At 64.1% G+C, this 25,259-nt stretch carries 20 protein-coding genes; 2 read left to right on the top strand and 18 right to left on the bottom strand.

The features are described from left to right. Positions 1-16: 16 nt before the first annotated feature. From ABIB80_RS18795 to ABIB80_RS18765, 7 genes are all read right to left on the bottom strand, one after another. Positions 17-1,267, bottom strand: coding sequence for a DUF1501 domain-containing protein (locus ABIB80_RS18795; protein WP_007601049.1), 1,251 nt, complete (start codon positions 1,265-1,267; stop codon positions 17-19). A 2-nt stretch (positions 1,268-1,269) separates the two neighbouring features. After that, a complete protein-coding gene (locus ABIB80_RS18790; RefSeq protein ID WP_007601047.1) occupies positions 1,270-2,721 on the bottom strand; it encodes a DUF1800 domain-containing protein in 1,452 nt (483 codons plus the stop codon). Positions 2,722-2,887: 166 nt separating this feature from the next. Next, positions 2,888-5,407 carry a M56 family metallopeptidase gene (locus tag ABIB80_RS18785; protein WP_007601045.1) on the bottom strand — a complete coding sequence of 840 codons (2,520 nt, stop codon included), beginning with the start codon at positions 5,405-5,407 and terminating at the stop codon, positions 2,888-2,890. Continuing rightward, the gene (locus ABIB80_RS18780) at positions 5,404-5,796 is read right to left on the bottom strand and encodes a BlaI/MecI/CopY family transcriptional regulator (RefSeq protein ID WP_007601043.1); all 393 of its coding nucleotides are present in this window, start codon (positions 5,794-5,796) and stop codon (positions 5,404-5,406) included. Before ABIB80_RS18780 ends, ABIB80_RS18785 begins: the two co-directional genes overlap by 4 nt. Positions 5,797-6,126: 330 nt before the next feature. Next, positions 6,127-7,779 carry an NAD-dependent malic enzyme gene (locus ABIB80_RS18775; protein WP_083869971.1) on the bottom strand — a complete coding sequence of 551 codons (1,653 nt, stop codon included), beginning with the start codon at positions 7,777-7,779 and terminating at the stop codon, positions 6,127-6,129. Positions 7,780-8,256: 477 nt separating this feature from the next. Further along, positions 8,257-9,255, bottom strand: a complete 999-nt coding sequence (locus ABIB80_RS18770) for a tripartite tricarboxylate transporter substrate-binding protein (RefSeq protein WP_007601040.1) — start codon at positions 9,253-9,255, stop codon at positions 8,257-8,259. Positions 9,256-9,500: 245 nt separating this feature from the next. Next, positions 9,501-10,196, bottom strand: a complete 696-nt coding sequence (locus tag ABIB80_RS18765) for a Clp protease N-terminal domain-containing protein (protein WP_354128127.1) — start codon at positions 10,194-10,196, stop codon at positions 9,501-9,503. 436 nt (positions 10,197-10,632) lie between these two features. On the opposite strand from ABIB80_RS18765, the gene ABIB80_RS18760 reads away from it, so the two are divergent. After that, positions 10,633-11,838: a serine hydrolase domain-containing protein gene (locus ABIB80_RS18760; RefSeq protein WP_354128126.1), complete on the top strand. Its 1,206-nt coding sequence runs from the start codon at positions 10,633-10,635 to the stop codon at positions 11,836-11,838. A 159-nt stretch (positions 11,839-11,997) separates the two neighbouring features. On the opposite strand, the gene ABIB80_RS18755 is transcribed toward ABIB80_RS18760, so the two are convergent. From ABIB80_RS18755 to ABIB80_RS18715, 9 genes are all read right to left on the bottom strand, one after another. Continuing rightward, complete coding sequence (locus ABIB80_RS18755; RefSeq protein ID WP_035995549.1) at positions 11,998-14,328, bottom strand: mechanosensitive ion channel domain-containing protein; 2,331 nt, start codon at positions 14,326-14,328, stop codon at positions 11,998-12,000. A gap of 1,053 nt (positions 14,329-15,381) precedes the next feature. Continuing rightward, positions 15,382-16,341: a polyphosphate kinase 2 family protein gene (locus tag ABIB80_RS18750; protein WP_007601037.1), complete on the bottom strand. Its 960-nt coding sequence runs from the start codon at positions 16,339-16,341 to the stop codon at positions 15,382-15,384. Then, positions 16,301-17,320 carry a branched-chain amino acid ABC transporter permease gene (locus ABIB80_RS18745; RefSeq protein WP_007601029.1) on the bottom strand — a complete coding sequence of 340 codons (1,020 nt, stop codon included), beginning with the start codon at positions 17,318-17,320 and terminating at the stop codon, positions 16,301-16,303. Before ABIB80_RS18745 ends, ABIB80_RS18750 begins: the two co-directional genes overlap by 41 nt. Continuing rightward, the gene (locus ABIB80_RS18740) at positions 17,317-18,198 is read right to left on the bottom strand and encodes a branched-chain amino acid ABC transporter permease (protein WP_219683482.1); all 882 of its coding nucleotides are present in this window, start codon (positions 18,196-18,198) and stop codon (positions 17,317-17,319) included. The genes ABIB80_RS18745 and ABIB80_RS18740 overlap by 4 nt, the downstream gene beginning before the upstream one ends. Before the next feature lie 13 nt (positions 18,199-18,211). Continuing rightward, positions 18,212-18,916 (bottom strand): ABC transporter ATP-binding protein, encoded by a 705-nt coding sequence (locus ABIB80_RS18735; RefSeq protein ID WP_007601025.1) that lies wholly within the window; start codon positions 18,914-18,916, stop codon positions 18,212-18,214. Beyond that, a complete protein-coding gene (locus ABIB80_RS18730; protein ID WP_007601023.1) occupies positions 18,916-19,686 on the bottom strand; it encodes an ABC transporter ATP-binding protein in 771 nt (256 codons plus the stop codon). The genes ABIB80_RS18735 and ABIB80_RS18730 overlap by 1 nt, the downstream gene beginning before the upstream one ends. A 31-nt stretch (positions 19,687-19,717) precedes the next feature. Next, the gene (locus ABIB80_RS18725; protein WP_007601021.1) at positions 19,718-21,040 is read right to left on the bottom strand and encodes an ABC transporter substrate-binding protein; all 1,323 of its coding nucleotides are present in this window, start codon (positions 21,038-21,040) and stop codon (positions 19,718-19,720) included. A gap of 95 nt (positions 21,041-21,135) precedes the next feature. Further along, a complete protein-coding gene (locus ABIB80_RS18720; RefSeq protein ID WP_007601019.1) occupies positions 21,136-21,840 on the bottom strand; it encodes a hypothetical protein in 705 nt (234 codons plus the stop codon). A 29-nt stretch (positions 21,841-21,869) separates the two neighbouring features. After that, entirely contained in the window at positions 21,870-22,895 is a 1,026-nt protein-coding gene (locus tag ABIB80_RS18715; RefSeq protein ID WP_007601009.1) for an ABC transporter substrate-binding protein, read from the bottom strand. A gap of 137 nt (positions 22,896-23,032) precedes the next feature. On the opposite strand from ABIB80_RS18715, the gene ABIB80_RS18710 reads away from it, so the two are divergent. Further along, positions 23,033-23,482 carry a cupin domain-containing protein gene (locus ABIB80_RS18710; protein WP_007601007.1) on the top strand — a complete coding sequence of 150 codons (450 nt, stop codon included), beginning with the start codon at positions 23,033-23,035 and terminating at the stop codon, positions 23,480-23,482. Positions 23,483-23,526: 44 nt separating this feature from the next. Here ABIB80_RS18710 and ABIB80_RS18705 read toward each other — a convergent pair whose 3' ends face one another. Next, positions 23,527-24,312, bottom strand: coding sequence for an ABC transporter permease (locus ABIB80_RS18705; protein WP_007601005.1), 786 nt, complete (start codon positions 24,310-24,312; stop codon positions 23,527-23,529). After that, on the bottom strand, positions 24,312-25,130 hold the full coding sequence (locus ABIB80_RS18700) for an ABC transporter ATP-binding protein (protein ID WP_007601003.1): 819 nt from the start codon (positions 25,128-25,130) through the stop codon (positions 24,312-24,314). Before ABIB80_RS18700 ends, ABIB80_RS18705 begins: the two co-directional genes overlap by 1 nt. Positions 25,131-25,259: the final 129 nt, after the last annotated feature.

The following is a 25,259-nucleotide window of genomic DNA, read 5'->3' as shown; positions in this document are numbered from 1 at the left end:
TGCGAGAGCCGCGTCGTCAGCCGACGAGGCCTCCCATCGGCCTGACGTCGGCGCTGCCCGGGAAGACGGCGTCTGCGAGCACCTTCTCCTCGACACGCAGATGATCCCTCAGCAGGCCCTTCAACACTGCGCGCAAATCCGTGGTCGGCTTGAGATCGCGATCCTCGAAGAGTTGCGCCGGCTTCAGGCCCGGCCAGTCCGCGATCACGCGGCCACCGGTGAGCCCGCCGCCGATCAGGAAAGCGACCGTGCCCGTACCGTGGTCCGTGCCCTGCGTACCGTTGATGCGCGCGGTTCGCCCGAACTCCGTGACAACGGCCACGACTGTCTCGCGCCACGCTTCGCCCATGTTGCTCTCGATTGCGGCAAAGGCGCCGTCGAGCGCACCGAGCAGATTGTAGAGCTGGCCCGAGGCCGCGCCCTCGGCGATGTGCGTATCCCAGCCGACGAAGCCCATGGCGCCGACGCGCGGACCGTCGGGCTTGGCGAGATAGCGCGCGGCCGTGCCGGCGGCTTCGGCGAAGTAGGCGCGGACGCGCGCGATGCCGGGCGGCGCCAAGGTCGGATCGTCAGACATCGGATCGCCCGTGCCCGATGCGCCGCCGAGCGAAGCGAGCTTCATGCGGGCCTGGAGCACGGTCGCAAGCTTCGGATCGGTGTGCTGGTAGAGATCGAGCAGGCGGTTCTGCGTGTCCTCGCTCGCCGGCAACAATCGCTGCGGCACCCATGTCATGACAGGCGCCGAACCGCGCACCACCAGCGGCGTCACGGAGCCGATGCCGAGCGCGCGGCTGCCGCGCGGGTCGACACGCCCGCCGGATTCCAGCGCGAGCAGCGCGCGGTTGAGCCATCCCGAGCTGGTCATGCCGGGCTTGACGAGCCCGCTTTCCAGCACGTCCTGGCCGTCGAAATGCGAACGCTCGCGATAGGGCGTCGCGGTGGCATGGACGATGGCAGCCTTGCCGCTCTTGTAGAGCCGATGCAGGTTCGGCATCGCCGGATTGAGCGCGAAGAAGGCATCGAGCGGCAGCGCTGGCGGCTTGCCGTCCAGCACCAGCGCACGATCGCCGCGCAAGGAAATCCAGTCGGGATCGCCGACCGGCGCAACCGCGCCGAGGCCGTCGAGCGCTCCGCGCAGCACGATGACCAGCAGTCGCGGATCGCGCCCTTCGGCGCGCGCGATCCCAGGCATCTGGCTCCACGCGAACAGCGCGCCGGACCCGACCAGAAGCTCGCGCCGCGTGGGCAAATGATTGACGACGCCCATGCTCACCTCCTCTGAAAATCCGCCGACATGAACAAGAGCGCCAACGCCTGCTGCCGGCTCTCGGCACGGCCGACCGCCTGCTTCACCTCGGGCGCGATCTCGGATCCGAAGACGTCCTCGATGATCGCCTGCGGATCGGCCATGCCAGTGATGCGCTCGGCGAAATTGTTGGCGACGTCGAGCCGCCGGCCGACGCCGTCGATCCAGCTGGGCTCGTCATCCGGATAGCCCTTCGGCGCCGACGGACGCCACAGCGCCTCGCCGAGCAGTTCCTGGCCGCCGGTGAAGCGGACGGGATCGACGACCGTGATGCCGGTCGCACGCACCATGCCGACGACCCATTCGCCGGGGCGCTTGAGCTTTGACGGCGGCCCGCGCCAGGCCTCGTCCGAGGACACCATCGCAATCGCGACCTGCTTGAGATCGCCCTCTGTGTCGCGAAAGATTTTTGCCATCTGCTCGACGAGCACCGGCGGCGGATCGTCGGCGACGAAATGGCGCGCGAGCTTGGTCGCGACATGGGTCGCGGTCGCGGGATGCGCGGCGAGATCGCGCAACACGGCGCGGCCCTGCTCGGCATCCTCCTGCTCGTAGCGCTTGCCGAGCACGGTCTGTCCGCCGGGCTCGTGCAGCCGCGGATTGAAGGTGAAATCGCCGCCGTGCTGAGGATCGGCGCCCGGCGGCACCAGCGTCCAGCCGGTCAGCACATTGGCGAAGCTGATGACGTCGTCCTGGGTGTAGCCGGCGCGCACGCCGAGCGTATGCAGCTCCATGATCTCGCGCGCGAAGTTTTCGTTGAGGCCGCTGCTACGGTTGATGCCGGCCGTCGAATTCGCGCCCATCGAACCAAGATTGTCGAGATAGACCAGCATCGCCGGATGACCCTCGACGGCCAGCAGGAGATCGACGAAGCGGCCGAGCGCATTTGCGCGAACGGCTTCGCGCTCATAGGCGCCGGACATGCTCTGGATCCGGTTGGCCGAGACGCAGAAATGGTTGGACCAGAACCACACCAGCCGCTCGGCGAAACCGATGTCGGCGGAAAGCGCAGCCTCCGTGCGCACCTTGGCTTCCTGCAAATAGATCGGACGTCCGGGATCGGGAATGGCGTCGGCTGCCTGCTTGGCCGCCATCTCGGCGGCGTCCTTGTCCGCTACCTGCCCTTGCGTCTGGTCTTCCGACATGGTCGGCGTCGCCGCCACCTGCTGCTTTTTAGCCTGCTGCTGGGCCTGCTTGGCGCGCGCCGTGCGCCGCGCATTGGCATCGGCCACGGTGCGATAGGCCTTTGCGCTGGAGGGGAGGGTGGCGGCGGCGTTCAGGACGAGCGGACGGTCGAGCTCGGCGATCAGCGCGCCACGCGGGTCGGTCCCGACAGCCGCAATCGATCCCGGACGCGGCCCCATTCCGAAGCGATGAAGCGCCAGCACAGAATCGGCCTTTGCAGAACTGCTCATACGAATGCCTAATTCTTTCGAGCCTGCCGACGGTGTCGGCGCGAAGCTACGAACCGTAATGCTACGTATTGTAGCATTCACGACGTGAGTCTGCAAGCATAGATTGAGCGACCGCCGCCACGAACTCGGGCGCCACCACTCCCGCAGAGCGGCAGCGGCGCTCGTCCTAAAAATTCGGCCCGAGCGCGATTTTCGTGATCGTGCCGTTTCTGACACCGATGCGCCATTCCGCCGAACCGTTGGCGAACTGGGCAACATAGATATCGCTGTCGAGCGCGGTGACGCCGCGGAAGGAGACCGCACGCAGCGCACCCAGCCGCGTCAGAATCGCCTGATCGAACGGAAGCTGCGCGCGTGTGATGTCGGCGACTTCCGACGTCATGCGCTCGTAGTCCGGCTGTCCCCGGCCGACGCCCTCGATGTAACGGCGCAGCATCTCCTCGCCATTGGCGATCGGAACGGCGCGCCGCGCTGCGCGACCCGGACGCGCGCCGAGGTTTGAGGCCTCGACATTGTGGAAGCGCGTTTGCCGACCCGGCACCAGGATCTCCATGCACCGTCCCGACTTGTCGGCAATCACCCACGGATTGTTCACGGTGGTGGTGGAGGCCCAGGTCATGTTGGGCCTGACGACGCTCTGCGTCTTGCGATTGCCGTCGGCATCGAGATTGAAAACCTGGATGTCGTCGCGCATCTCGTTATAGACCATGATCCTGATCGGCGAGGTGCCGGCGCGGCCGCGCACGTTCGCCTCCTCCGAGCAAGGCACGATGCCACCGAGTTCGTCGTTGCCGTCGGCTCGGAAGATCACATCGCCGGCCTTGCCGTCGGGCTCGATCAGCAGGCGGAATTCGGCCGTGCCGTTTTCGAATTTCGCGCCATAGATGTCGTAGCCGCCGGGACCGACGCCGCGGAAGAAGATCGATTCCAATCCGCCGAGCGCGACGAACGTCGCGTGCATTTCATTGAGCTGGCGGTGGATCTTGGCGGCGAGCGGCGCGCTCATGCGATCGTAGTTCGGCGTGCCGGCGCGCAGATCCTCGATCCCGCGCACGATCATCTCCTTGCCGCCGACCGCCGGGACCTGCTCCCTGAAGCGATCGGGGACTTCGGCAAGGCGGCGCGCGAAATCCGCTTCGACGGCCTGAGCCACCGCCGCATCGACGCGGGCTGCGAGGCGGGCGCCGAAAACCGCACTTTGGAGCAACACGCGCGAGACCCTCGACTGCTCGTCGCGCAGGAAGATCACGAGATGGTCGCCGCGAAAGGAGAAGGCATCAGTGCCCTCGGCCAGGACTTGCGTCGCCCCCTGCCCGGTTTCCTGCAGCCAGAGACGGTCGCCATCGCGGCGGACGGTGAGCACGCGGTTCGGCGCAATCCTATACCAGCCGACATATTGATCGAGCGAGGCAGGTTCGGTCGTCGGCGCCGGCATCTCGGCGACACGCACCGCGCGCACGTCGCGGCCGTTGATCCGCAGCATCAGTTCGGAGGAGCGGCGTTCCGCATCGAGCGGGAACGTGATCTCGCTCGACGAAGCCAGGTAGGACGCGGTGCCGTCGCTGCCGACGGTCAGGCGCAGCCGACGTTGCCCGGTGAGCTGGCCGTAGAGATCATCACCCTCGCGGAAGATGGCGAACACCGAGGCCGGGCCCATGGCGTAGAAATTGACGAAGGGGCGGTAATGTTGGGCCGGCACCTCTCCACTATCGCCGGCGAGCGGCGCAGGCTCTGGGGTGCGATAGGCGATCATGCCGGCGGACACGATCACGGCCGGGACGATCGCGGCCGCGATCCACAGCCGCTTGCGCCAGCCGACCGCGACCGGCATCACGGCAGTCGCGATGATGCGCTCGACGCGCGCGCGCACGGTCGAGGCCCGCGCCATCGCGAGCTCGACCGGCCGCGGGTTTACCGTGCTTGCGAAATCAAGCAGGATTTCCGCATAGGACAGCCGATCGTCGATCACCTCGATCGCCTCGGCGTCACTGATGATCTCGGCAAGTTCGGCAAGACGCGCGAGCTGCCACCAGGCGAACGGGCTGAACCAGAACACCGCGCGATTGAGGGAAGCGAGCAGGAGGATATGGAAATCGCGGTTGGCGACATGCGCGCCCTCATGCGCGAGCACCGCGAGCCGCTTCTTGGCGTCCCAGCCGGAAAATTGCGGCGGCACCAGAATGGTCGAGCCAAACGTGACGGGACCGCCGACCTCGCGGCTGACGCGCACATCGGCGTCGACCATCTGCAGACCGTTGATCGGTCTTGCCGCGCGCGCGAGGCGCCAGGTCAGACAGAGGCCGATGGCCAGCCGCAGCAGCAACAGGCTGGCAACGCCGGCATGGACGACGGTGGCGATCAGCCACCAATTGATCGAGACGCCGCTCTCCGCCGGAGAAGCAATCGCCGCGCCGGGCGCGATCGGCTGCATGGGCTGCGGCATCTCAAACATCGAGATATCAGCCGGCAGGACATCAGCCGGCACCGATACCGGCAATGGCAGCCGGGTGATCGTGACCGTCGGCCAATGCATCACCAAGGGCATCGCCAGCGATGCCAGCAGCACGACGACCCACGCCGTCATGTGGACGTGCGGATTCCGCACGCGAAACAGGTTGAGACCAAACCAGACGACGCCTCCCAGCACAAGGGAGCGTAGCGCCGCCTCCGCCAGAGTTGCGATCATTCTTTCTTCACTCCCCTCGCCTTCTTCGCCTTGGCCACCTGGTCGGCCAGCGTGCGCAACTGCTGCTGGTCGAGCATTGCATTGTCGACCATGCCGACGAGGACCTCCTCCATCGAGCCGTTGCAGAACCAGTCGACGATGCGCTGCACCGCCTTGGCCGCAACCCGCGCGCGCGCTTCGGCTGCGTGGTAGACATAGGTGCGTCCGTCCACCGTGTGCCGAGCATAGCCCTTTTCTTCCAGCCGGCGCAGCACCGTGCGGACCGTCGATTCCTTCAGCCGACGCGACAGCTTCTCGCGCACAACCTCGGCCGTGACAGGACCATGGGCCCAAACCAGTTGCATGACCTCGTGCTCGAGGTCGCCCAGGTCCGGCAAACGATCGTCCATGGCGGCTTACCTTGGTTTCGCATTTTCTTGTAACGCTACAGAGCGTCGCATATACGCCCGCGCCGCGCAACGGAGTTTCTACCTGAAATGGTATCGCGTGCTGACTTAACGAGGGCGCGTTGCGACCTGCGAGGGCGGTGCGCTCCCTCTCCCGCTTGCGGGAGAGGGTTGGGGTGAGGGTGTCTCCCCAGTGGGACTCCCCAAGAGGATAGAGTCCTCACCCGGCGCGCGGGACGACGCTTCGCATCGCCCGGGCACGCCGACCTCTCCCGCAAGCGGGAGAGGTGACTGAGCCAGCCGCCAGATCGAGGCAATCAAAATCATCAGGCCTCAGTACTGCGGCTCGTACATCTGGGACTGAACCAGTCCCTTCACGTCATTGGGCGCGGGTCCGTCCGCGAGCCCGCGCTGAAAAGCGACATCGGCGACGGCGGCGGCGATACGCACCGAGACCTCGCGGATGCGCGGCAGCGCCGGATAGAGGCTGCCCTGCGCGAGATCGTCCTTGCCGACGCAGTCGGCGAGCGTATGGGCGGCCGCCATGAACATCTCGTCCGTCACCAGCCGCGAGCGGCTGGCGATGACGCCGAGGCCGACGCCCGGAAAGATGTAGGAGTTGTTGCCCTGGCGCGGCACGAAGGTACGACCGTTGAGCTTGACCGGGTCATACGGACTGCCGCAGGCAAACAGCGCGCGGCCCCCGGTGTAGCGGTAGGCGTCCTCCGCCGAGCATTCGGCCTTCGAAGTCGGATTGGAGAGCGCGAACACGATCGGCTGCTCGTTGAGCTCGGCCATCGCCTTGAGCACGTCGGGCGTGAAGGCACCCCCGACCGCGGCAACACCGATGATCGCCGTCGGCTTCAGCGTCCTGATCGCCGTGAGGAAGTCGGCGATCGGCGCCTGGCCGGCATGGGCATAACGGAGCTTGTGGCCGGACAGGCCTTCACGGCCGCCGACGACGAGGCCGCGGGAATCCACCAGCCAGTTGCGGCGGAGCGCTTCTGCCTCAGAGGCGCCCTCCGCCATCATCGCGGACGTCACGAGATCGGCGATGCCGGTCGCGGCCTCGCCCGCGCCGAGGAACAGGATGCGCTGTTCCTTCAGCTTGCCTCCGTTGACGCGCAGCGCCGAAAACAGGCCCGCGAGCGCCACCGCAGCCGTGCCCTGGATGTCGTCGTTGAAGACGCAGGCCTCATCGCGGTATTTGTGCAGCAGCTTGAACGCCGAATGGTTGGCGAAATCCTCGAACTGGATCAGCACTCCCGGAAAGGTCTTTCGCGCGGCGACCATGAACTCGTCGACGAAGCTGTCATAGGCCTCGCCCGTGAGCCGCCGCTCGCGCAAGCCGAGATAATACGGGTCTTTCAGCAGCTCTTCGTTGTTGGTGCCGACGTCGAGCACGATCGGCAGGCACGTTTCGGGATGCACGCCGGCGCAGGCGGAATACAGCGAGAGCTTTCCGACCGGAATGCCCATGCCGTTGGCGCCGAGATCGCCGAGGCCGAGGATGCGCTCGCCATCGGTGACGACGATCAGCTTGGCCGGATAGGGCCAGTTCTTCAGGATCTCGGCGATCTGGCCGCGATCGCGCGAGGAGATGAACATACCGCGCGGGCGCTGGAAGATCAGGCCGTATTTCTGGCAGGCGAGCCCGACCGTCGGCGTGTAGATGATCGGCTGGATCTCGTCGATATTGTCGACGACGACACGGAAGAACAGCGCCTCGTTGCGGTCATGCAACGCATTCAGCGCGACATATTTCTCGAGATCGGTCGGCAGCGTGCGCAGATTGACGAGCACGCGCTCGACCTGGGTCTCCATCGTCAGCACGCAAGGCGGAAGCAGGCCGCGCAGGCCGAGCGCATCACGCTCTTGCCCGGTGAAGGCGGTGCCCTTGTTGAGCAGGGGATCGCGCAGCAGCGCCATGCCGTGCACGGAATCGGACGATGTCGAATGGGCGCTGACCCGAGCAGGTCTATTCACGAATTCCCCCAGGGAGTTTCTTATTGAAGGGCGGGCATTGTCGGCCAGCGCTCACTGGAGATCAAGGAGGCAGACGCCTGCGGCAAGGATCGTGATCCCGCACCGCAGCGAGGTTTTCGCGACAGACGGCCGTCGTGCACGAAAAGGTTAACGCCGCAAAGCTAGACACTCCTCTCATGTGAGGGTGTGCAAGACGCGCCGCGTTGGCGGTGGGGCTCCCTCTCCCGCTTGCGGGGGAGGGTTGGGGTGGGGGTATCTCCGCGTCGGGACTGTCGAGAATCGCGGCGGATGTCCCTGTGCGGTGAGAGCCCTCACCCGCCGCGCGCGGGACGATGCTGCGCATCGCCCGGGGCTCGTCGGCCTCTCCCGCAAGCGGAAGAGGCGGAACAAGCCCGCGCGATCTCACTCGCGGCCATCCTTCGAGACGGCCGCTGCGCGACATCCTCAGGATGAGGGAAGCGCGTGTGGCGCCGCGAGCTACTCCGCCTTGATGTCGGCGGCCTTCACGATCGGCCACCATTTCTCGATCTCGGCCTTCTGGAAGGCTCCGAGCGCTGCGGGCGTCTGCTGATCGGGCGGAGGAATCTCCTGTCCCAATTCGCCAAACCGCTGCTTGACGGCGGGATCGGCAAGCACGGCGACGATGGCGGCGTTGAGCTTCGCGACGATCTCCTTCGGCGTGTTCTTCGGTGCCCAGATGCCGTGCCAGTAGGAGATGTAGAGACCGGGCAGCCCCGCCTCGTCGACAGTCGGGATATCGGGCGCGGAGGCGAGCCGCGTCGGCGACGTCACCGCGAACGCCTTGATCGCACCGTTCTTGTAGTGCGGCAGCGAGTTCGAGGCCTGATCGAACATGATGTCGATCTGCCCGGCCACGAGGTCGATCATGGCGGGCCCCGCGCCGCGATAGGGCACGAACTGGAAGTCGGTGCCGGTTCTCTCCTTGAAGAAGACACCGGCGACGTGGGCACCCGTGCCGGCGCCGGCGGTGCCGGCAGTCACCTTGCCGGGGTTGGCCTTCAGCCACGCGATCATCTCCTTCAGAGTGTTGGCCTCGAGCGACTTCCGGCCGACGATGAGCTGCGTGCCCATCGCGATCGTCGCGACCGGCTCGAAATCGGCGATCACATCGTATGGCAGCTTGAAGATCGCGCCGTTGAGCACATGCGTGCCCCAATGGCCGATCGTGATCGTGGTGCCATCAGGCGTTGCACGCGCGACGCGGGCGCCGGCGATGCTGCCGGAGGCGCCGGCGACGTTTTCGACCACGATCGTCGCGTGCAACTCGGCAGCGACCCGCTCGGACAGGATCCGCGCCAGAGTATCGGTCGGACCGCCCGCAGCGAACGGCACCACGAGGGTGATGGGACGCGATGGAAACGGCTGGGCGTTTGCCGGTGTGGCCCACGCCGCACATCCGAGCAACACACAAATGACAATCACATGACCGCGCAGTCCAGCCCACCGCCCCCGCATCAGTCTCTCCCACCCTTTTGTCGCCCGCATGTTGTCAGCGCGCTGGAGCCGGAGTGAACGCTGCCGGGCCGGCAGAGGCAAGCTGGGATTGAGGCCGGACCGCTTAGGGCGTGGACTCATAAACTCGCGCTGCACTTCGTGCGAGGTCCGCTCTGGCCGCGGTACCGGCCGTGTTGGCGCACCTCACCCTAGGTCCGAGTTGGGCCAGTTGCGGAAGCCCCAAATTGGGCGCGGCACCGCACCGATCAGGGCGCGGCGGTGCCACCTCGTTTAATGATGCCGCGCTCAACGAAGGCCGCCGCATCCTGAGCAGTCATGTTCTGACTATAGAGCCGTCGCACTGCCGGGCTTAGCCGCTCGGCAAAGAAAACCACCATCATGTTATCGCCGGTAACCTCCTGCTGGCCCATTTGTTCGGCGTGCGAGATAGCCCGCTGCATTACACGCTGAAACGCCGCCGTCGGGCGGGATTCGCCGGGGATTGTGCCGGTTTCGACCACGATGGCTATCAACTCATTGTCGATGTAGTCAGTCAGACTTTTCTGGAGCGCCGCAAGATCGACATCGCACGCTTGCATCACCTTCGAAGCATTAGCGTCATTTGTCAGCGCGAGCAGCAGGTGTTCTAGCGTCGTATACTGGTGCTTTCGCGCATCGGCATAGCCGAGGGCGCGCTGCAGAGTGATTTCAAGTTCAGTAGAAAACCGAGGTGCCCGAGGCCTAATCCCCGCATCGACTGTGGTTGATGGCGCCGCATCCTTCATGCGCGGCGCGGTAACGTCGCCGCGAATTGCAGCTGCAAGTGTGTTCCAATCGGCAACGCCAAACGCCTTGGCAATCAGTTCAAGGCTTTGACTATTGGTAATCTTCGCACCGTGGTCAGCGAGAAAGGCCCGAGCCGTTTGCGCCATGGCTTTGGCGTGGCGATAATTGCGCATCATCTTTCATCCTTTGCTTTGAACGAAACCGAGGTGCCAGGAGCTTGCGTTGCTGACCCGTTCGTTCGGGCAAAGGTCTATGAAAGACCTATGATACGTTTACCATCCCCACACGGGCGCAAGCAGCAGGTCGTATCTACCTGAAGATAAAATGATCCAGATGAGAAACGCTGTCAACTGCCATGACCCGATAGATCATGTCCGGGTTGGGTCAGTAGCGGGCTTGGGCCGGCTGCGCGGGACAGGTCAGCTTCGGGCCCAACAAGCGACATTGCGCACCGTAACGGCAGTAGCACCCCTCATTCAAATCGATATGCTGAATGTGCCACAAGCGCACGCAGAGCGAGCCACTTTATCTTCGCGGAAGCACGCCATGACGCATATGCAACACTCGCGGACAAAGGCGCTGGCATTCGTCAGTGCAATCGGATGTGTTGTTATGACTGTCGCGCTCTCGACAGCTATCTATCCTGCTATCAAGAACCCTTCGATAGGGGGATTTTCGCAGATTACCTCTTGGTACAAGAAACGGATTGATGCAGTCGACCCTTCGGGCAAGGACCTGTCGGGTGCAGTCATCGCCATAGCTAAAGAGGGCAAGCTTGCCTATCTTCAACCCATTGGCTTCCAAGATCGCGCAAAGACCATTCCCATGACGACTGACTCGATCTTCTGGATCGCGTCAATGACCAAGCCGATCACCAGTGTTGCAGCCATGATGCTGGTAGACAACGGCAAGCTCGATCTCGATGCTCCGGTCGCGAAATACCTGCCCGAGCTGAAGACCATGCAAGTCGCGACCGCGAAGCCTAACCCGGCGTCAGGGAAGATCGACATTGCGCTAGAACCGCCGAAGCGACCAATGACCGTGCGCGACCTACTTCGTCATACTTCCGGCTTGGTCTATCCGCCGCAATATTTGGATGAGCCGATCAACAGGCTCTATGCTAGGGCCGCTTTCGAGCCGGACAACTCCCTCGGCGAGTTTGTGACAAGTCTTTCGAGCTTGCCGCTGGCCCACCAACCGGGTGAGGTCTGGGAATACAGCTGGGGCGTAGATGTTCTGGCGAGGGTTGTCGAAGTTGCTTCCGGCCAGCAGTTTGATCAATTCCTGCAGAGCCGCATCTTCAAGCCCCTCGGGATGGTTGACACCGGCTTCTATGTACCGAGCGAAAACCTCGACCGCGTGGTCGAGGCACCAACGACGCGTCCTCCTCAATTCGACATCACAAAACCGCGCAAGCTCCTTTCAGGTGGCGGCGGACTTGCCTCAACGGCTCTCGACTACTTGCGCTTCTGCCAAATGTTGCTCAATGGCGGTGAGCTCGACGGAGTTAGGATACTCGCACCTGAGACAGTGAAGCTGATGACCGCCAACGCCCTACCAAGCGATGTTAGATTTGTGGGCCGCAGTGTCGGCCCAGACGATGGGACAACATTTGGCCTCGGCTTTGCCATTCGCACCAGCGGCGGGTCGGCCGGCAGTTTTGGTTGGAGTGGAGTTTGGGGGACGCAGTTCTGGGTTGATCCGGCGCAGAAGATGATCGCTGTACAGATGATCCAGGTCGCACCAGAAAAGGTCAGCTATTATTTCACGGCGATGCGCAATCTGACGTACGGAGCGCTGAATATCTCGCAACCTTGAGTTCTTCGCGTCTTGTCAAATACCGAAGGCGACCGCTGCCGCGCGGCGACGTGCAGAAGCGGATTGCCGAGGTCGGCAACGGGTCACGAGCCGCCGATCACACGCAAGGTGGGAGACTTCCGCTTTGGATTGGTAAGCCGACGTTTATGAGCAGATACCCTAGCCGACCGCCCGCCGCGGCGTCAGGTTCGGAGCGCTGTCAGCCGGCGGCGCGATGTGCATCAGGATGGTCTGGGTGGCGGATGCGACCTCGATGCCGTTGTGCTGGAAACGCTGCTTCATGCGGCGGTTGAATTCGCGCTGCACCGGCCAGCGGCCAGCCTCGGTGCAGCGGATCTGGCCCACGATCGACACCATGGCGCCGTCGACCTTGTCGATGCCCCAGAGCTCGAGATCGCCGCGGATCAGGCTGCGGAATTCCACCTCGCGGCGCATCTCGTCGACGATGTCCTTGAGAATCTGGCCGGCGCGGTCGGTATCCTCCTTGTAGGCGACGTTGACGCTGACGGACGCATTGCCGGCGCCGCGGCTGGCGTTGGTGATGGTCGTGACCGCGCTGAACGGCACGATGTGCACGGCACCGTCGCCGGCCCGGAGCCTGATCGTGCGGATCGAGACGTTCTCCACCACGCCCGATAGCCCGGACACGCTGACGTTGTCGCCGACCTGGACGGTGTTCTCCAGCAGCAGGAACAGCCCGGTGATGAGGTCCTGCACCAGCTTCTGCGAACCGAAGCCGATGGCGATACCGACGATGCCGGCGCCCGCCAGCAGCGGTGCGACGTTGACGCCGATTTCGCTGAGCGCCGTGAGGCCGACGACAGTGGCGATCAGGCAGAGCAATGCCGTGCGCAGCATCGGCTGAAAGGTCCGCAGCCGCGCTGCGCGCGCATAGTGCCCGTCCCGCGACAGCGAATTGATCTGGCGGTCGAGCAGCGCGTTGCTGGCTTCCCAGATCGCAGCTGCAATGAATACGGCAAGTCCGATCGTCACCACCGCCGAGATCAGCCGGCTGCCGATCTGGCCGCCATAGAACCAGACGATGGCGTCGACGCCCCAGACTTCGAGCACGGCCACCAGGCCGATGAAGGCGATGACGCCGGATACGATCTTGCGCAGCAGTGGCAGATAGCGGTTGGCGCGGATCTCGAGGCCCGGAAAGCGCTGAAGGATTTCCGGCTTGATGCGGAAGCCGCGGTCGATCAGGCCCAGCGTCAGCATGATGGCAACGCGCGTGATCAGCGCCACCGCGATGGTGCCGACGAAATATTGCAGCAGCAACGAATAGCCGTTGCGAATGTTCAGCGCCCACACGGCCCACAGCGCCAGGTCGAGCGCGATGGCGAGATAATGCCAGCCGCCCGCAATGCGGTTGCGCAGTCCCGCCGCGATCCCCTGCCGGTCGGCCGGAGCGCGGATGGCTTCGGCGACCTGGCGGCGGCATTGCAGGATGATCACGACGATGAAGAGATGCACGACCAGCATCACCATGCGCAGGAGCGCGGCATAGCCGCCGCGATGCAGGCCGAGCAGCAGCGCCACATTCGCAAAGGCGATGCCGGAGACGCCGACACCGACGATACGGCGCGCCCAGATCTCGATGTAGGCGGCGGTTTCGGCCCTGACCGGAAACAAGCCGAACGGTCCCGCCAGCACACGGACCACACAGATGAGCCCGCGCGAGAACGCATAGGCATTGACGACGGCGAGGATCACGAGGCGGACGGTGGTGGGCTCGCCGATCTCGGTGCCGAGCAGCGCCGTGGCGACCCCGACAAAGACCAACACGGGTAGCAGCTCGAGCAGGAAGCGTCCCAGCACGAGCGGCAGCCGCAGCATGATTTGCCAGGCCCGCGCCAGGCTGTGGCGGCGCATGTGCAGTTCGGGCGCCGGGGTGACATCGGCCACCGATGACGGCGGATCGGCAATGGGCAACACCTGCACCGGCAGGCGCGCGGTCTGCGGCATGCGTCCTTCCAGGAACGCGACGGGGCGCCGGATCAGACGGAACATCACCCATTCGGCGCAGAAGGCGCAGCCGAACACCAGCGCGAGCTTCCAACCAATCTCGATCAGGAGATTGTAGGCCGCGGGATCGTTCGCGGTCCGCACGATCCAGTAATAGAACGCCGGGAAGTGCGTGAGCGTCCTGGCCATATCGGCGACGTCTCGCGAAATTTCGCCGATCTCCTCAGACACGGTGAGCATGAGCTGCGCACCGAGGCCGTCGGCCGCGAGCGGGATCGGCGATTTTGGTTCGGGCGCGGGCTGCTGTGCACCGGACGCATTGGCGATCGCACGCAGCGTGTCGATCATCTGCGCGCGCTTCTTGTCATCCTGCAGCGTCTCCAGCGCGCGCTTGGCCTCATCGGGCGATAACGCGGCAGCGCTGTTTGCCGCAGGCGCAGGCGGCGCGGCGCGGACGCTGGAGAGAGACGAGATCGCGATCAAGAGCGCGGCGAGAAGCGCGAAGGCAAGCTTATGCGACACGAGGGATTCCCTGGGAAAAATGAATGCGACGGCGACGTCGGGACCGTCACCGCCGAAGCACATGCATCATGTCGGATCGACGCTATTCGCCCGGGCGCTGTGTCGGAAGTTGGCCAATGAGGCGACATTCTCTTGGCATTTGCCGCGGTGCAGGAAGCGGGAACCACGGTCTCAAGGCCGGACGTGCAGCGATTGGAATGCGGGCACGCGGCTGGAAGCTCGGCTGCGGCCATCCTTCGAGACGCCCGCCTGCGGCGGGCCCTCAGGATGAGGGGATGCGTATGCGGCAGCATTTCAATGCAGATGGATGCAGTTGAGCCTCATCCTGAGGAGGCCGCGAAGCGGTGGTCTCGAAGGACGAGGCGCTCGCTCAGGCGCCGCCGAGACGTCATGTGCGATCGTGCTGATATGCGATCACCCTGCGTCATTCCGGGAGTCGGCCCGGAATGACGCGATGAGGAGGAGGAGGAGAGAAGCAGGATATCGAAAGCGCGGCGGCCTCGTCACGGCCGTCCGACATGATCGCTGTGATGCAATCGGTGTGATGCAGAATACAGCGCCGGGCAGGTAGGGGCCATGCCACACTGATGCAGCCCACTAGACCTTGGCCCGGCGTGCCGTTCGCGTTTCTGCCGCTATGCGATAGTCCGAACGAGCTCCATCGCACTTAACGCGGCTGGTTCTGCGGAGGTGGTGTCATAGACCTCCCCTTGCTCTTGATGTGGACGTTGCGCGTCGCTTGTTTGCGACCATTGGGATGGTCCTCCCGTGACGCAAGACTGTCAAGCAAGATCAATGGTGCGCAAATCACATTTGAGGGCGCGTTCCATCTCACCTGCGAGGGATTCGCTGCAGCGAAATACGAGAAGTAGGCGGATTGCAAGAACCGCCCTTCCCGCCAATGTGGAGCGCGTCTGCTATGGGATGGCGCGCGGGGACTGAGGGTTTGGGGATGATGACATCATGCTCCTGTTTTGCCCGACGTGTCAACGATTTCGTTAAATCCGCAGGCGCTCGCGCTGGCCTTCAAGTCATTGATTTCGCTATCCCCGGCTACTGTGCATGGGGTTGTTTTCGCGTTTTTTGTTTCTTGCCCGCCTTCTCCTCGTTCTCCTCCTTCTCCAGCGCCTTGCGCACCTCGTCGAATTCGCCCAGCGAAGCCTTGTCGGCGCGGGGGAAGCGCAGATCGAGCTTTTCCAGCGCAGCGACGATGGCCGACCCGATCACGACGCGGGCGAACCATTTGTGATCGGCCGGCACGACATACCACGGCGCGTGAGGCGTTGCCGTGTGCCGGACGATGTCCTGATAGACCGCCTGGTAGCGCGGCCACAGCGCGCGCTCCTTGATGTCGTCCATCGAGAACTTCCATTGCTTGGCCGGCTCCTCCAGCCGGTCGAGGAAGCGCTCGCGCTGCTCGTCCTTGGACAGGTTGAGGAAGAATTTCAGCACCACGGTGCCGTTGCGACAGAGATAGCGCTCCCACGCAGAGATGTCCTCGAACCGCTCCTTCCAGATGCTCTTGGTGACGAGCTTTGGCGGCAGCTTCTCCTTGGCGAGTATCTCCGGGTGCACCCGCGTCACCAGGCATTCCTCGTAATGGGAGCGGTTGAAGATGCCGATATGGCCGCGCTCCGGCAGCGCGACCGCGTGGCGCCAGAGGAAGTCGTGGTCGAGCTCTCTGCTGCTCGGCGCCTTGAAGGCACTGACTGCGCAGCCCTGCGGATTGATGCCCTCGAAGATCGCCTTGATCGCAGAATCCTTGCCGCCGGCGTCCATCGCCTGGAACACGATCAGCACCGACCAGCGGTCCTGAGCGTAGAGCTTCTCCTGAAACGCGATCAGCCGCTTCTTGTTGGCGTCGAGAAGCTCCTGCGCCTTCTCCTTGTCGAGATCGCCCTTCTCGTCGGTCTTGTGGTCCTTGAGATGAAACTTGCCCGAACCGTCGTAGCGGAATGGCGTGATGTAGCGGTCAAGTTCCTGGGCGAGCGATTTGGACGGCTTCTTGCTCATGAGCGCGGGGCACCTTGCGTTGCGGCTTCAATCGATCGAGCAAGCTACCAAGGATGCCCTTCGGAAGGAATATGATGAAAAGCACCAGCAGCACGCCGTAGACGAGATTGTCCCAGCCGACCGCCTTGGTGCCAAAGCCGATGCGCAGGGTCTCGGCCAGCATAATCGTGATGATGGCGCCGAAGGTCGGACCGAGCGAAACGAACAGGCCGCCGACGATGGCTGCGAACACCATCTGGAGCGACACCGCGATGCCGCTGACGGTGTCGGGCGTGATGAACATCTGGTACTGGCAGTAAAGCGCGCCGGCCAAGGCCGTCATCAGCGCGCTGAGCAGCGTGATCTTCAGCTTCTCCGCCGTGACGTCGACGCCGGCGGCGGCCGCGGCGTCCTCGTCCTCCGAGATCGCCTCCAGCGCATAGCGGGCCATGCTGCGGTCCACCCAGTGCCAGAGCACGATGCCGAACAGCCAGACCCCGAGCGCGATCAGGTACCAGGTGATCTTGTCGTCGAATTGCAGCGACCAGAGCTTGTTGCCGGCGGCCCGGTTCGGCGTGTAGCCGAGCGACCCGCCGGTGTAATCGCGCGTCGCCGTGATGACCTGGAGCACGATGCCGGAGAGCGCCAGCGTCACCAGCACGAAATAGTGCCCGGTGATGCGAAAGCGAAAACAGGGATAGCCGACGATCAGCGCCAGGGCGCCGGCCGCGGCCATGCTGACGGGAATGCCGATCCAGGGCGACCATCCCAGGTGATTCCAGAGCAGCGCCGTGACATAGGCGCCGATGCCCATGAACCCGCCATGGCCGAGCGAGACCAGGCCGAACCGCCCCATCATCGACCATGACGTATAGGCGAACGACCAGATCAGGATCAGCACCATGATGTGCAGATGATAGGGATCGCGATAGACGAAAGGCAGCGCGACCAGCGCCGCCAATCCGATACCCCAAGCTGCAAGCCGTCCCCGCCCCATCATCGGCGCCTCGCAAGCAGGCCCGCGGGCCGGACGAACATCATGACGATGAAGAACGCGAAGGCGAGCACGTAGCCCCATTCGAGATCGGAGAACAGGCCGCCGAGCGAGATGATCTCGGCGAACACGAAGGCGGCGATGAAGCCGCCGATGAAATTGCCCAAGCCCCCGAGCACGCAGATCAGGAAGGTGATCGGCCCGAACGACAGACCGACGAAGGGATGCACATCATATTGCAGAACCAACAGGCAGGCGGCGAGCCCGGCCAGCCCACCGCCGATCGCGGATGTAATGAGATAGATGCGCTTGGTATCGACGCCCATCAGCGCCATGATCTGCCGGTCCTGCGAGATCGCCCGGATCGCGGTGCCGGTGAAAGTCCGCGTCATGAACAGATAGACCGCGACCATGCCGACTAGCGCGGCCAGGAAGGACAGAAGTCGTGCGTAGCTGAAATTCATGTCGCCGAAAGCGAGCACCGGCAGGCGGATGCCGAGGTTGCGGAAGTCGATGCCGAAGGCAACGGTGGCAAAGCTCTGCAGCACGAACAGCACCCCGCCGGTCGCGAGCAACTGGTTGATCGGCGGCGCCGTGAGCAGCGGCGCGATCACGAGGTAATGCAGCGCCGCGCCGAGCAACGCGACCAGCAGGATGGTGAGCGGCGCGGCGAGGAAATAGCTGATGCCGTAATACTGCACCAGGAAATACATCGCGTACATGCCGATCATCACCAGCTCGGCGTAGCAGATCCAGGTCACGTCGATGACGCCGAAGATCAAATTGAGCCCGAGCGCGAGTAGCGCCAGCACGCCGCCGAGCAGGATGCCGTTGATCACGGCCTCCAGCAGGTAGATGTCGAAAATGTCCAGAAATGCTTGCATGCCCGCATGAACCTCACACCCCGAGATACGCTTCCTTGACCGTGTCGCTCGCCAGCATCTCGGCCGAGGTGCCCGAGGACCTGATCGTGCCCGCCTCGATCAGATAGGCGCGATCGACCACCCGCAGCACCTGCTGCACATTCTGCTCGACGATCAGCACGGTCAGCCCGCTGGCGCGGATCCGCTTCACCAGCTCGAACACCTGCTGCACCACGACCGGCGCGAGCCCCGCCGACGGCTCGTCGAGCAGCAGCAGCTTTGGATTCGACATCAGCGCGCGGCCGATCGCGCACATCTGCTGCTCGCCGCCGGACATGGTGCCGGCCATCTGGTGGCGTCGCTCCTTCAGGCGCGGAAATAGGTCGAACACCACGTCCAGCCGCTCGGGATAGTGCCCACGCGCCTCCTTCATGAAGGCGCCCATCTTGAGATTGTCGTCGACGGATAGCTGCGGAAACAACCGCCGGTTCTCCGGCACATGCGCGATCCCGAGGCTGACGATCTTGTGCGGCGGCGTCGCCACGACGTCGACGGCTTCCATTCTGATCGACCCGCGCGAGGGGCGGATCAGCCCGGAGATGACACGCATCAGGGTGGTCTTTCCGGCCCCGTTGGGCCCGATAACGCCGACGGCCTCACCCGCCCTCACGTCGAGATCGACGTCGAACAGTGCCTGGAAGGTGCCGTAGCCGGCATTGACGCCGCGGAGCTCCAACATCACTGCACCCCTGCGCGGCGGCGCGCTGCGGCGGCCGCGGCCTGCGTTGTCTCGGCGTCGGTGCCGAGATAGACCTCGATGACGCGGGGATCGCCGGCAACGGCACTCGGCAACCCTTCCGAGATCTTCTCGCCGTGATCGAGCACCATGACGCGATCGACGACGCGCATCAGCACGCCCATGATGTGCTCGACCCAGATGATGGTGATGCCGAGTTCGTCGCGGATGTTGCGCAGCATGTCGGCCGCCTGACCCATCTCGGCCTCGTCGAGGCCGCCGAGGCTCTCATCGGCCAGCAGAAGTTTTGGCGCGGTGGCGAGCGCTTTCGCCAGTTCGAGCTTTTTCAGACCGGCTGCGCCGAGGCCATCGACACTGGCATGGCGATCGGTCGGCAAGCCGACCATCGCCAGCGATCGCTCGGCCGCCTCCTCGGCCCTGGCACGGCTGTGGCGGCCCTGGCCGTAGAATCCGGCGAGCGCGACGTTCTCGAAGATCGTCAAGCGACGGAATGGTCGCGGGATCTGGAAGGTGCGACCGATGCCGCTGTTGATGATCCGGTGCGGCGGAAGGCCTGCGATTTCGGAGCCGTCGAACAGGATCGAACCGGACGTCGGCGCCAGCGTACCCGAGAGCATATTGAAGATCGTGCTCTTGCCCGAGCCGTTGGGGCCGATCAGGCCGAGGATCTCGCCCTGATCGACTTTGAACGACACATTGTTGACGGCGGTGAAGCCACCAAACCGCTTCACCAGCCCGTTGACTTCCAGCACCGTCCCGCTCTCCTCTCTGCGCGCCTTGGCGCTACTGGTTGCTGTAGGTGGTGCCCTTCGGCAGCGGCAGCACGGCCTCGCGCTGCGCCTGGCTCTTGGGCCACACCACGGAGGATTTGTCGTCGATGTATTGGATCACGACCGGGAACGAGCGCTCGTTCTGCCCGGCCATCGGCGTGCCCTCGCCGTAAAACTTGACACCGAAGCCGAGCATGGTGCCGCCCTCGGGAATATCGGTATCGAGCGCAGCCTTGCGCAGCGCATCCGGATCAACCCCGCCATATTTCTTGATTGCGCGCGGCAGCACGTCATTCATGAACACATACGTGTTGGACGCACCGATGCCGACATGCGCCGAGCGGATCGCGACGCCGGGCCGGATCTTGTCGAACTCCTCGCCGACCATCTTGATCACGGGCGGGAGCTTGGGATCCATGGTCTTCTGGTTGGCAAGCCAGATCGAGATCGGGTCGGTGTTGAAGATGTAGGTGGCATCCGTGCCCATGCCTTCCTTCAGCTTCTCGTAGACGCCGTAACCCGCACCGTGTCCCATCAGCGCGCCGAACTTCAGCCCCTGCTCGCGCGCCTGACGCAGCAACAGCGTGATATCAGGGTTGTAGCCGGTGTGGAAAATGACGTCGGGCTTGGCGCGCTTCAGCTTGGTCACCAGCGCGGAGAGGTCAGGCGCGGTGGCCGAATAACCCTCCTTCATCACGACGTTGAAGCCCGCCTTCTTCGCGCCGGCCTCGTTGCCCCTGGACACGTCGACGCCATAAGCGCCGTCTTCGTGAATGATGGCGACGCGCAGATCCTTCGGCTCCTTGTCGAACTTCGCCTTGGCGTTCTGCGCGATGAAATCCATCGTCATCATGCCGAATTGATCGCCGCTCGCCTGCGGGCGGAAGACGTATTTATAACCCTTCTCGTTGAACACGGCCGACGAGATGCAGGTCGTCATCCACATGAACTTCTTGAGCTGCTCGACGCGAGCGGCGACCGGCACGCATTGCGCCGAGGAGAAGAAGCCGAGCACCATGTCGACCTTCTCCTGCTCGAGCAGGCGGACGGATTCGTTGATCGCGATGTCGGGCTTGCTCTGGGCGTCGGCATAGACCGCCTCGATCTTGTAACCCTCGACGCCGGTCTTGGCGAAATGGTCGAGAACGATCTTTGCGCCGATATAGCCGAGTTCAGAGCCGCCGCCGGCGAGAGGCCCGGTCAGATCGAATACGACGCCGATCTTGATCTTCTTCTCTTTGCCTTGATCCTGGGCCTGGACGGACAGCGCCAAGCCCGTCGCTGATATCGCGACCAACAGCCCACGCACCAAACGGGCAGCCATGCGCACGCGCATCAGAACCTCCTTGGACGATTGTGCATTGCATTCTTTTTGGTTTTGTATTTTTACCCATCACATGGGCTGGGCGCAGCGATGTCAAGCCTCGCGCATCAGCGCGACGCGAACTGCTGCTCGACAAAAGCCGTGACAAATCGCGGCATGGACGGCGTGAGATCACTCATCCCGCGCACGAGATGGATCGCCGAGAGCTCTGGCTCGGCCTCCGCCGCCAGATTGGCTTCGATCCGCGCACGCGCCACATCACCCGGCATGTCCAGGTTGATAATTTGCAGCATCGCAATCGTTGGGCCAGTGACGACGCAGTGCCAGTCGGGCTCGATCCGATAGTCGGCCTCGGTCAGGCCGGTCTCTTCCTCGAGTTCGCGGATCACACTGCCGGGAATGTCCAGCGTGTCGCCCCTGACGTCGCCGAGATCGGGCGTGCCCGACGGGAAATAGATCCGGCCTGCATTGGCGGTGTGCTGCGCCATCTCGCCCATGACGAAGGCGCCGTCGGAGGTGAGCAGCGCGCCCATGCCAAAGCCGTTGAACACGGCCTTGTCGGGAAAGCCCCAGTCGCGCCAGGCGAGGAAGCTCGCGAAATCCGTCTCGAAATAGGTCGTAGAAAGATGGCCGTCGGCGAACATCGCATCGCGCCCGAGCAGGACGCCACCGTTCCAGAGTTTTGGTCGTTCGCGCTGCTTCTCGGCGAAATGCGCCGCGATCTCGTCACGCCGCTCCTCCGCGAACGGCCAGACGATCGGCCGCACGGCAAGATCAAGCGTCGTGACGCGATGGATTGTCAGTGACGTCATGACGCCTGGTTACCGAGACTTCGCGTCAGTTATTTGGCGCTCCCCGTGGTCTTCTTGGCCTGCTCGACATACTTGTTGGTGAAGGTCTTGCTGACGTCGATCTTGGCGCTCGCGACCTCGGGCGATCCGACGCTGAACACCGCGAGCACGGCGTCAGCGCCCTTCGGATCCATCTTGCCGGTCTCGGAGTACATCGGAATCGTGTTCTTGAGTGCCGCGAGATAGAGGTCCTTGTTCTTGCCCACCGTCTCCTCCGGCATCTTCGCCATGATCTCCTCGGGCGAGTGCGAGTGGATCCAGGCGAGCGTGCCCAGGATCGCGTTGGTGAGCGCCTGCGTCTCCTTCTCGTGGCCGGCGACCCAGGCCGCGGTCGAGTACAGCGCGCCGCCCGGATATTCGCCGCCGAAGGTCTCGAGCGTATCCCTTTGCGTGCGGGTGTCCGAGAGGATGCGCAGATCCTTGTGGCTGCCCTGGAGCACGGTCACGGACGGATCGAGCATCACGGCCGCGTCGATCTGGCCCTGCTCCATGGCAGCGACCGCAGTGGCACCGAGGCCGACGCCGATCACGGCGGTGCTGGCGGGATCGACGCCGTTCTTCTTCAGCATATACTTCAGGAAGAAGTCGGTGGAGGAGCCGGGCGCGCTGACGCCGACCTTCTTGCCGGCGAGGTCCTTGATCGACTTGATCTCGTTGGTGTGCGACGGCGACACCACCAGCACGAGGCCGGGATAGCGGTCATAGACGACGAATGCCTGAAGCTCCTGCTTCTTGGCCGCGAGGTTGACGCAATGGTCGAAATAGCCGGAGACCACGTCGGCGCTGCCGCCGAGCACGGCCTTGAGCGCGTCCGAGCCGCCCTTGAGGTCCACGAGCTCGACATTGAGACCGGCCTTGTCGTATTCGCCGAGCTGTTTTGCCAGCACCGTCGGCAAATAGCACAGGCACGAGCCGCCGCCGATCGCGATGGTGACCTTGCTTTGCGCCGCGGCAAGACCGGTGGTGAGCGTCAGCGCGAGTAGCGCGCCCGCGAGCTTGGCTATCGTGTTCTTCATTGGTTTCCTCCGTTCGGCTGGCGGCACCATAGAGCAGCGGGACTGGCTTGAGAAGCAGGACCGAAGGCGCTGGCCATCGGCCTTTCGGCGCAATAGCATGAGCCCACAAGAACAATTCTTGATGGGGAGGATCATCCATGAATCGCCTTGCAATCGGACTGTCGATCGCCACCGCTTTTGCCGCCGGGTGCGGCGCAACCCACCTGCTGCGGCCGGCGCTGGCTGCGGAAAACATCACTCCGCAGATCATCCATACCAGCGAGATGGAGGGCGACGCGCTCGGAAACGCGAACGCCGTCGGCTTCCGTTCCAAGATGTTCGCGAGCGCCGATGGCGCCACCATCTCGATCCAGGTCGGCAATGTGCCCAAGCACATGCATCCCAACACCAACGAGATCCAGTACATTTTAGAGGGCACCGGCACGATCTGGTTCGGCGACAAGGAAGTCACGGTGAAGCCGGGCGACCTCGTGATCATCCCGAAGGGGACGCCGCATGGCGGCACCAAGCCGATCAGCGGACAGGTCAAGGCCATCGCGATCAAGACGCCGCCGCAGGCGCCCGACGACACCAAGTTGCTGGATTGAACTTTCGCGATCCGGGCTCGCGCGACGCGCGGGCCCCTTTCGGCCTAGCCGCGCCCGTCCACGGTCGGCCGCCAGACCAGCAGCCTCCGCTCCACCAATGTCACCCCAAAGTCGATCAGGATGACGAAGGCCGACAGCACGAACATGCCGGCGAACACCCCGGCGACGTCGAAGATGCCTTCAGCCTGCTGGATGAGATAGCCGAGCCCCGCCGCCGATCCAAGATATTCGCCGACGACCGCACCGACCACGGCAAAGCCCACCGACGTGTGCAGCGAGGAGAACATCCACGACAGCGCCGAGGGCCAATAGACGTGCTGCATCAGCTGCCGCTCGCTCATGCCGAGCATGCGGCCGTTATCGAGCACGGTACGGCTGACCTCCTTGACGCCCTGATATACGTTGAAGAACACGATGAAGAACACCAACGTCACGCCGAGCGCGACCTTGGACCAGATGCCCAGCCCAAGCCACAGCGCGAAGATCGGCGCCAGCACCACACGCGGCAGAGCGTTGACCATCTTGACGTAGGGATCGAACACCGCGGCGACCAGCGGCTGGCGCGCGAACCAGAAGCCGATCAACACGCCGCCGGCCGATCCGATCACGAAGGCCAGGATCGATTCCGTCAGCGTGATGCCGAGATGCTTCCAGATCACACCGGACGAGAACCATTTGACGATCTGGGCGAAGACATCGACCGGATTGGAGAAGAAGAACGGCGGTAGCAGGATCTTGCCGAACACGGGCACGGTCGAGAGTAATTGCCACAGCGCGAGGCAGACCACCGCGACCAGCACTTGCAGCGCAAGGAGAGTGACGCGCGACATCACACCGCCTCCGCCGCTTGGGTGGACTGCGCATAGCCCTTCATTACCTCGTCCTTGAGCACGCTCCAGATCTCGCGATGAAGCGCATGGAATTCCTTGTCCAGCCGCACTTCGAAAATGTCGCGCGGGCGCGGCAGGCTCACGCGCCAGTCGCCGATGATGCGGGAGGACGGCCCCGCCGACATGATCACGACGCGGTCGGCGAGCGCGATCGCCTCTTCCAGATCATGGGTGACGAACAGCACGGCCTTGCGGTCGGCGTTCCAGAGGTCGAGCAGCAGGTTGCCCATCACCTGCCGGGTCTGCGCGTCCAGCGGACCGAACGGCTCGTCCATCAGCAGGATCTTTGGATCGCGGATCAGCACCTGCGCCAGCGCCACGCGCTTGCGCTGACCGCCGGAGAGCATGTGAGGATAGCGGTTGGCGAAGGCGCCCAAGCCGACCGAGGTCAGCCATTTCTGCGCCCGCGGGAGTGCCTCGCTACGCGGCGTGCCGCTGACTTCGAGCCCGATCGCGACATTGTCGAGCGCGGTCTTCCAGGGGAACAGCGCATCGGCCTGGAACAGATAGCCGGCATCCCGGTTCAGCCCGGCGAGCGGCTGGTCGAATATTTTGACGCTCCCGGCAGCCGGCTTGAGCAGCCCGGCCGCGACGTTGAGCAGGGTCGATTTCCCGCAGCCGGTCGGGCCGACGATGGCGACGAACTCGCCCTGCGCGACCGTCAGATGCGCCTTCTCCACCGCCGTATAGACCCGCCCGTCCCCCAGCTGGAACGCGACCTTGGCATCGTCCAGCGCCACTGCCGTAGGCGTTATCATGTGTTCCCTCCGAACTTGGCCCGATGCCTTAGCCGCTCGCGCGGCCAAGTTCAATCAAGCCGCCAAGCGTGCTACGCATGGGCCTTGTCATTCCTCCCTCCCTCCCTCCCTCCTTGGGGCGGGTCAGCG

Origin of the sequence: Bradyrhizobium sp. i1.15.2 (assembly GCF_040548425.1) — a bacterium.
GTDB classification, from domain to species: domain Bacteria; phylum Pseudomonadota; class Alphaproteobacteria; order Rhizobiales; family Xanthobacteraceae; genus Bradyrhizobium; species Bradyrhizobium canariense.
Note: the sequence above shows the minus strand (reverse complement) of the source record. Positions and strands in the feature narration are given on the sequence as shown.

Bases quoted from the DNA above. Each gene is read 5' to 3' on its own strand.
- ABIB80_RS18725 (WP_007601021.1), bottom strand. From the start codon at position 21,040: ATGCGCGTGCGCATGGCTGCCCGTTTGGTGCGTGGGCTGTTGGTCGCG.
- ABIB80_RS18765 (WP_354128127.1), bottom strand. From the start codon at position 10,196: ATGATGCGCAATTATCGCCACGCCAAAGCCATGGCGCAAACGGCTCGG.
- ABIB80_RS18705 (WP_007601005.1), bottom strand. From the start codon at position 24,312: ATGTCGCGCGTCACTCTCCTTGCGCTGCAAGTGCTGGTCGCGGTGGTC.
- ABIB80_RS18780 (WP_007601043.1), bottom strand. From the start codon at position 5,796: ATGGACGATCGTTTGCCGGACCTGGGCGACCTCGAGCACGAGGTCATG.
- ABIB80_RS18795 (WP_007601049.1), bottom strand. From the start codon at position 1,267: ATGGGCGTCGTCAATCATTTGCCCACGCGGCGCGAGCTTCTGGTCGGG.
- ABIB80_RS18740 (WP_219683482.1), bottom strand. From the start codon at position 18,198: ATGCAAGCATTTCTGGACATTTTCGACATCTACCTGCTGGAGGCCGTG.
- ABIB80_RS18745 (WP_007601029.1), bottom strand. From the start codon at position 17,320: ATGATGGGGCGGGGACGGCTTGCAGCTTGGGGTATCGGATTGGCGGCG.
- ABIB80_RS18750 (WP_007601037.1), bottom strand. From the start codon at position 16,341: ATGAGCAAGAAGCCGTCCAAATCGCTCGCCCAGGAACTTGACCGCTAC.
- ABIB80_RS18700 (WP_007601003.1), bottom strand. From the start codon at position 25,130: ATGATAACGCCTACGGCAGTGGCGCTGGACGATGCCAAGGTCGCGTTC.
- ABIB80_RS18735 (WP_007601025.1), bottom strand. From the start codon at position 18,916: ATGTTGGAGCTCCGCGGCGTCAATGCCGGCTACGGCACCTTCCAGGCA.
- ABIB80_RS18760 (WP_354128126.1), top strand. From the start codon at position 10,633: ATGACTGTCGCGCTCTCGACAGCTATCTATCCTGCTATCAAGAACCCT.
- ABIB80_RS18715 (WP_007601009.1), bottom strand. From the start codon at position 22,895: ATGAAGAACACGATAGCCAAGCTCGCGGGCGCGCTACTCGCGCTGACG.
- ABIB80_RS18710 (WP_007601007.1), top strand. From the start codon at position 23,033: ATGAATCGCCTTGCAATCGGACTGTCGATCGCCACCGCTTTTGCCGCC.
- ABIB80_RS18770 (WP_007601040.1), bottom strand. From the start codon at position 9,255: ATGCGGGGGCGGTGGGCTGGACTGCGCGGTCATGTGATTGTCATTTGT.
- ABIB80_RS18720 (WP_007601019.1), bottom strand. From the start codon at position 21,840: ATGACGTCACTGACAATCCATCGCGTCACGACGCTTGATCTTGCCGTG.
- ABIB80_RS18790 (WP_007601047.1), bottom strand. From the start codon at position 2,721: ATGAGCAGTTCTGCAAAGGCCGATTCTGTGCTGGCGCTTCATCGCTTC.
- ABIB80_RS18785 (WP_007601045.1), bottom strand. From the start codon at position 5,407: ATGATCGCAACTCTGGCGGAGGCGGCGCTACGCTCCCTTGTGCTGGGA.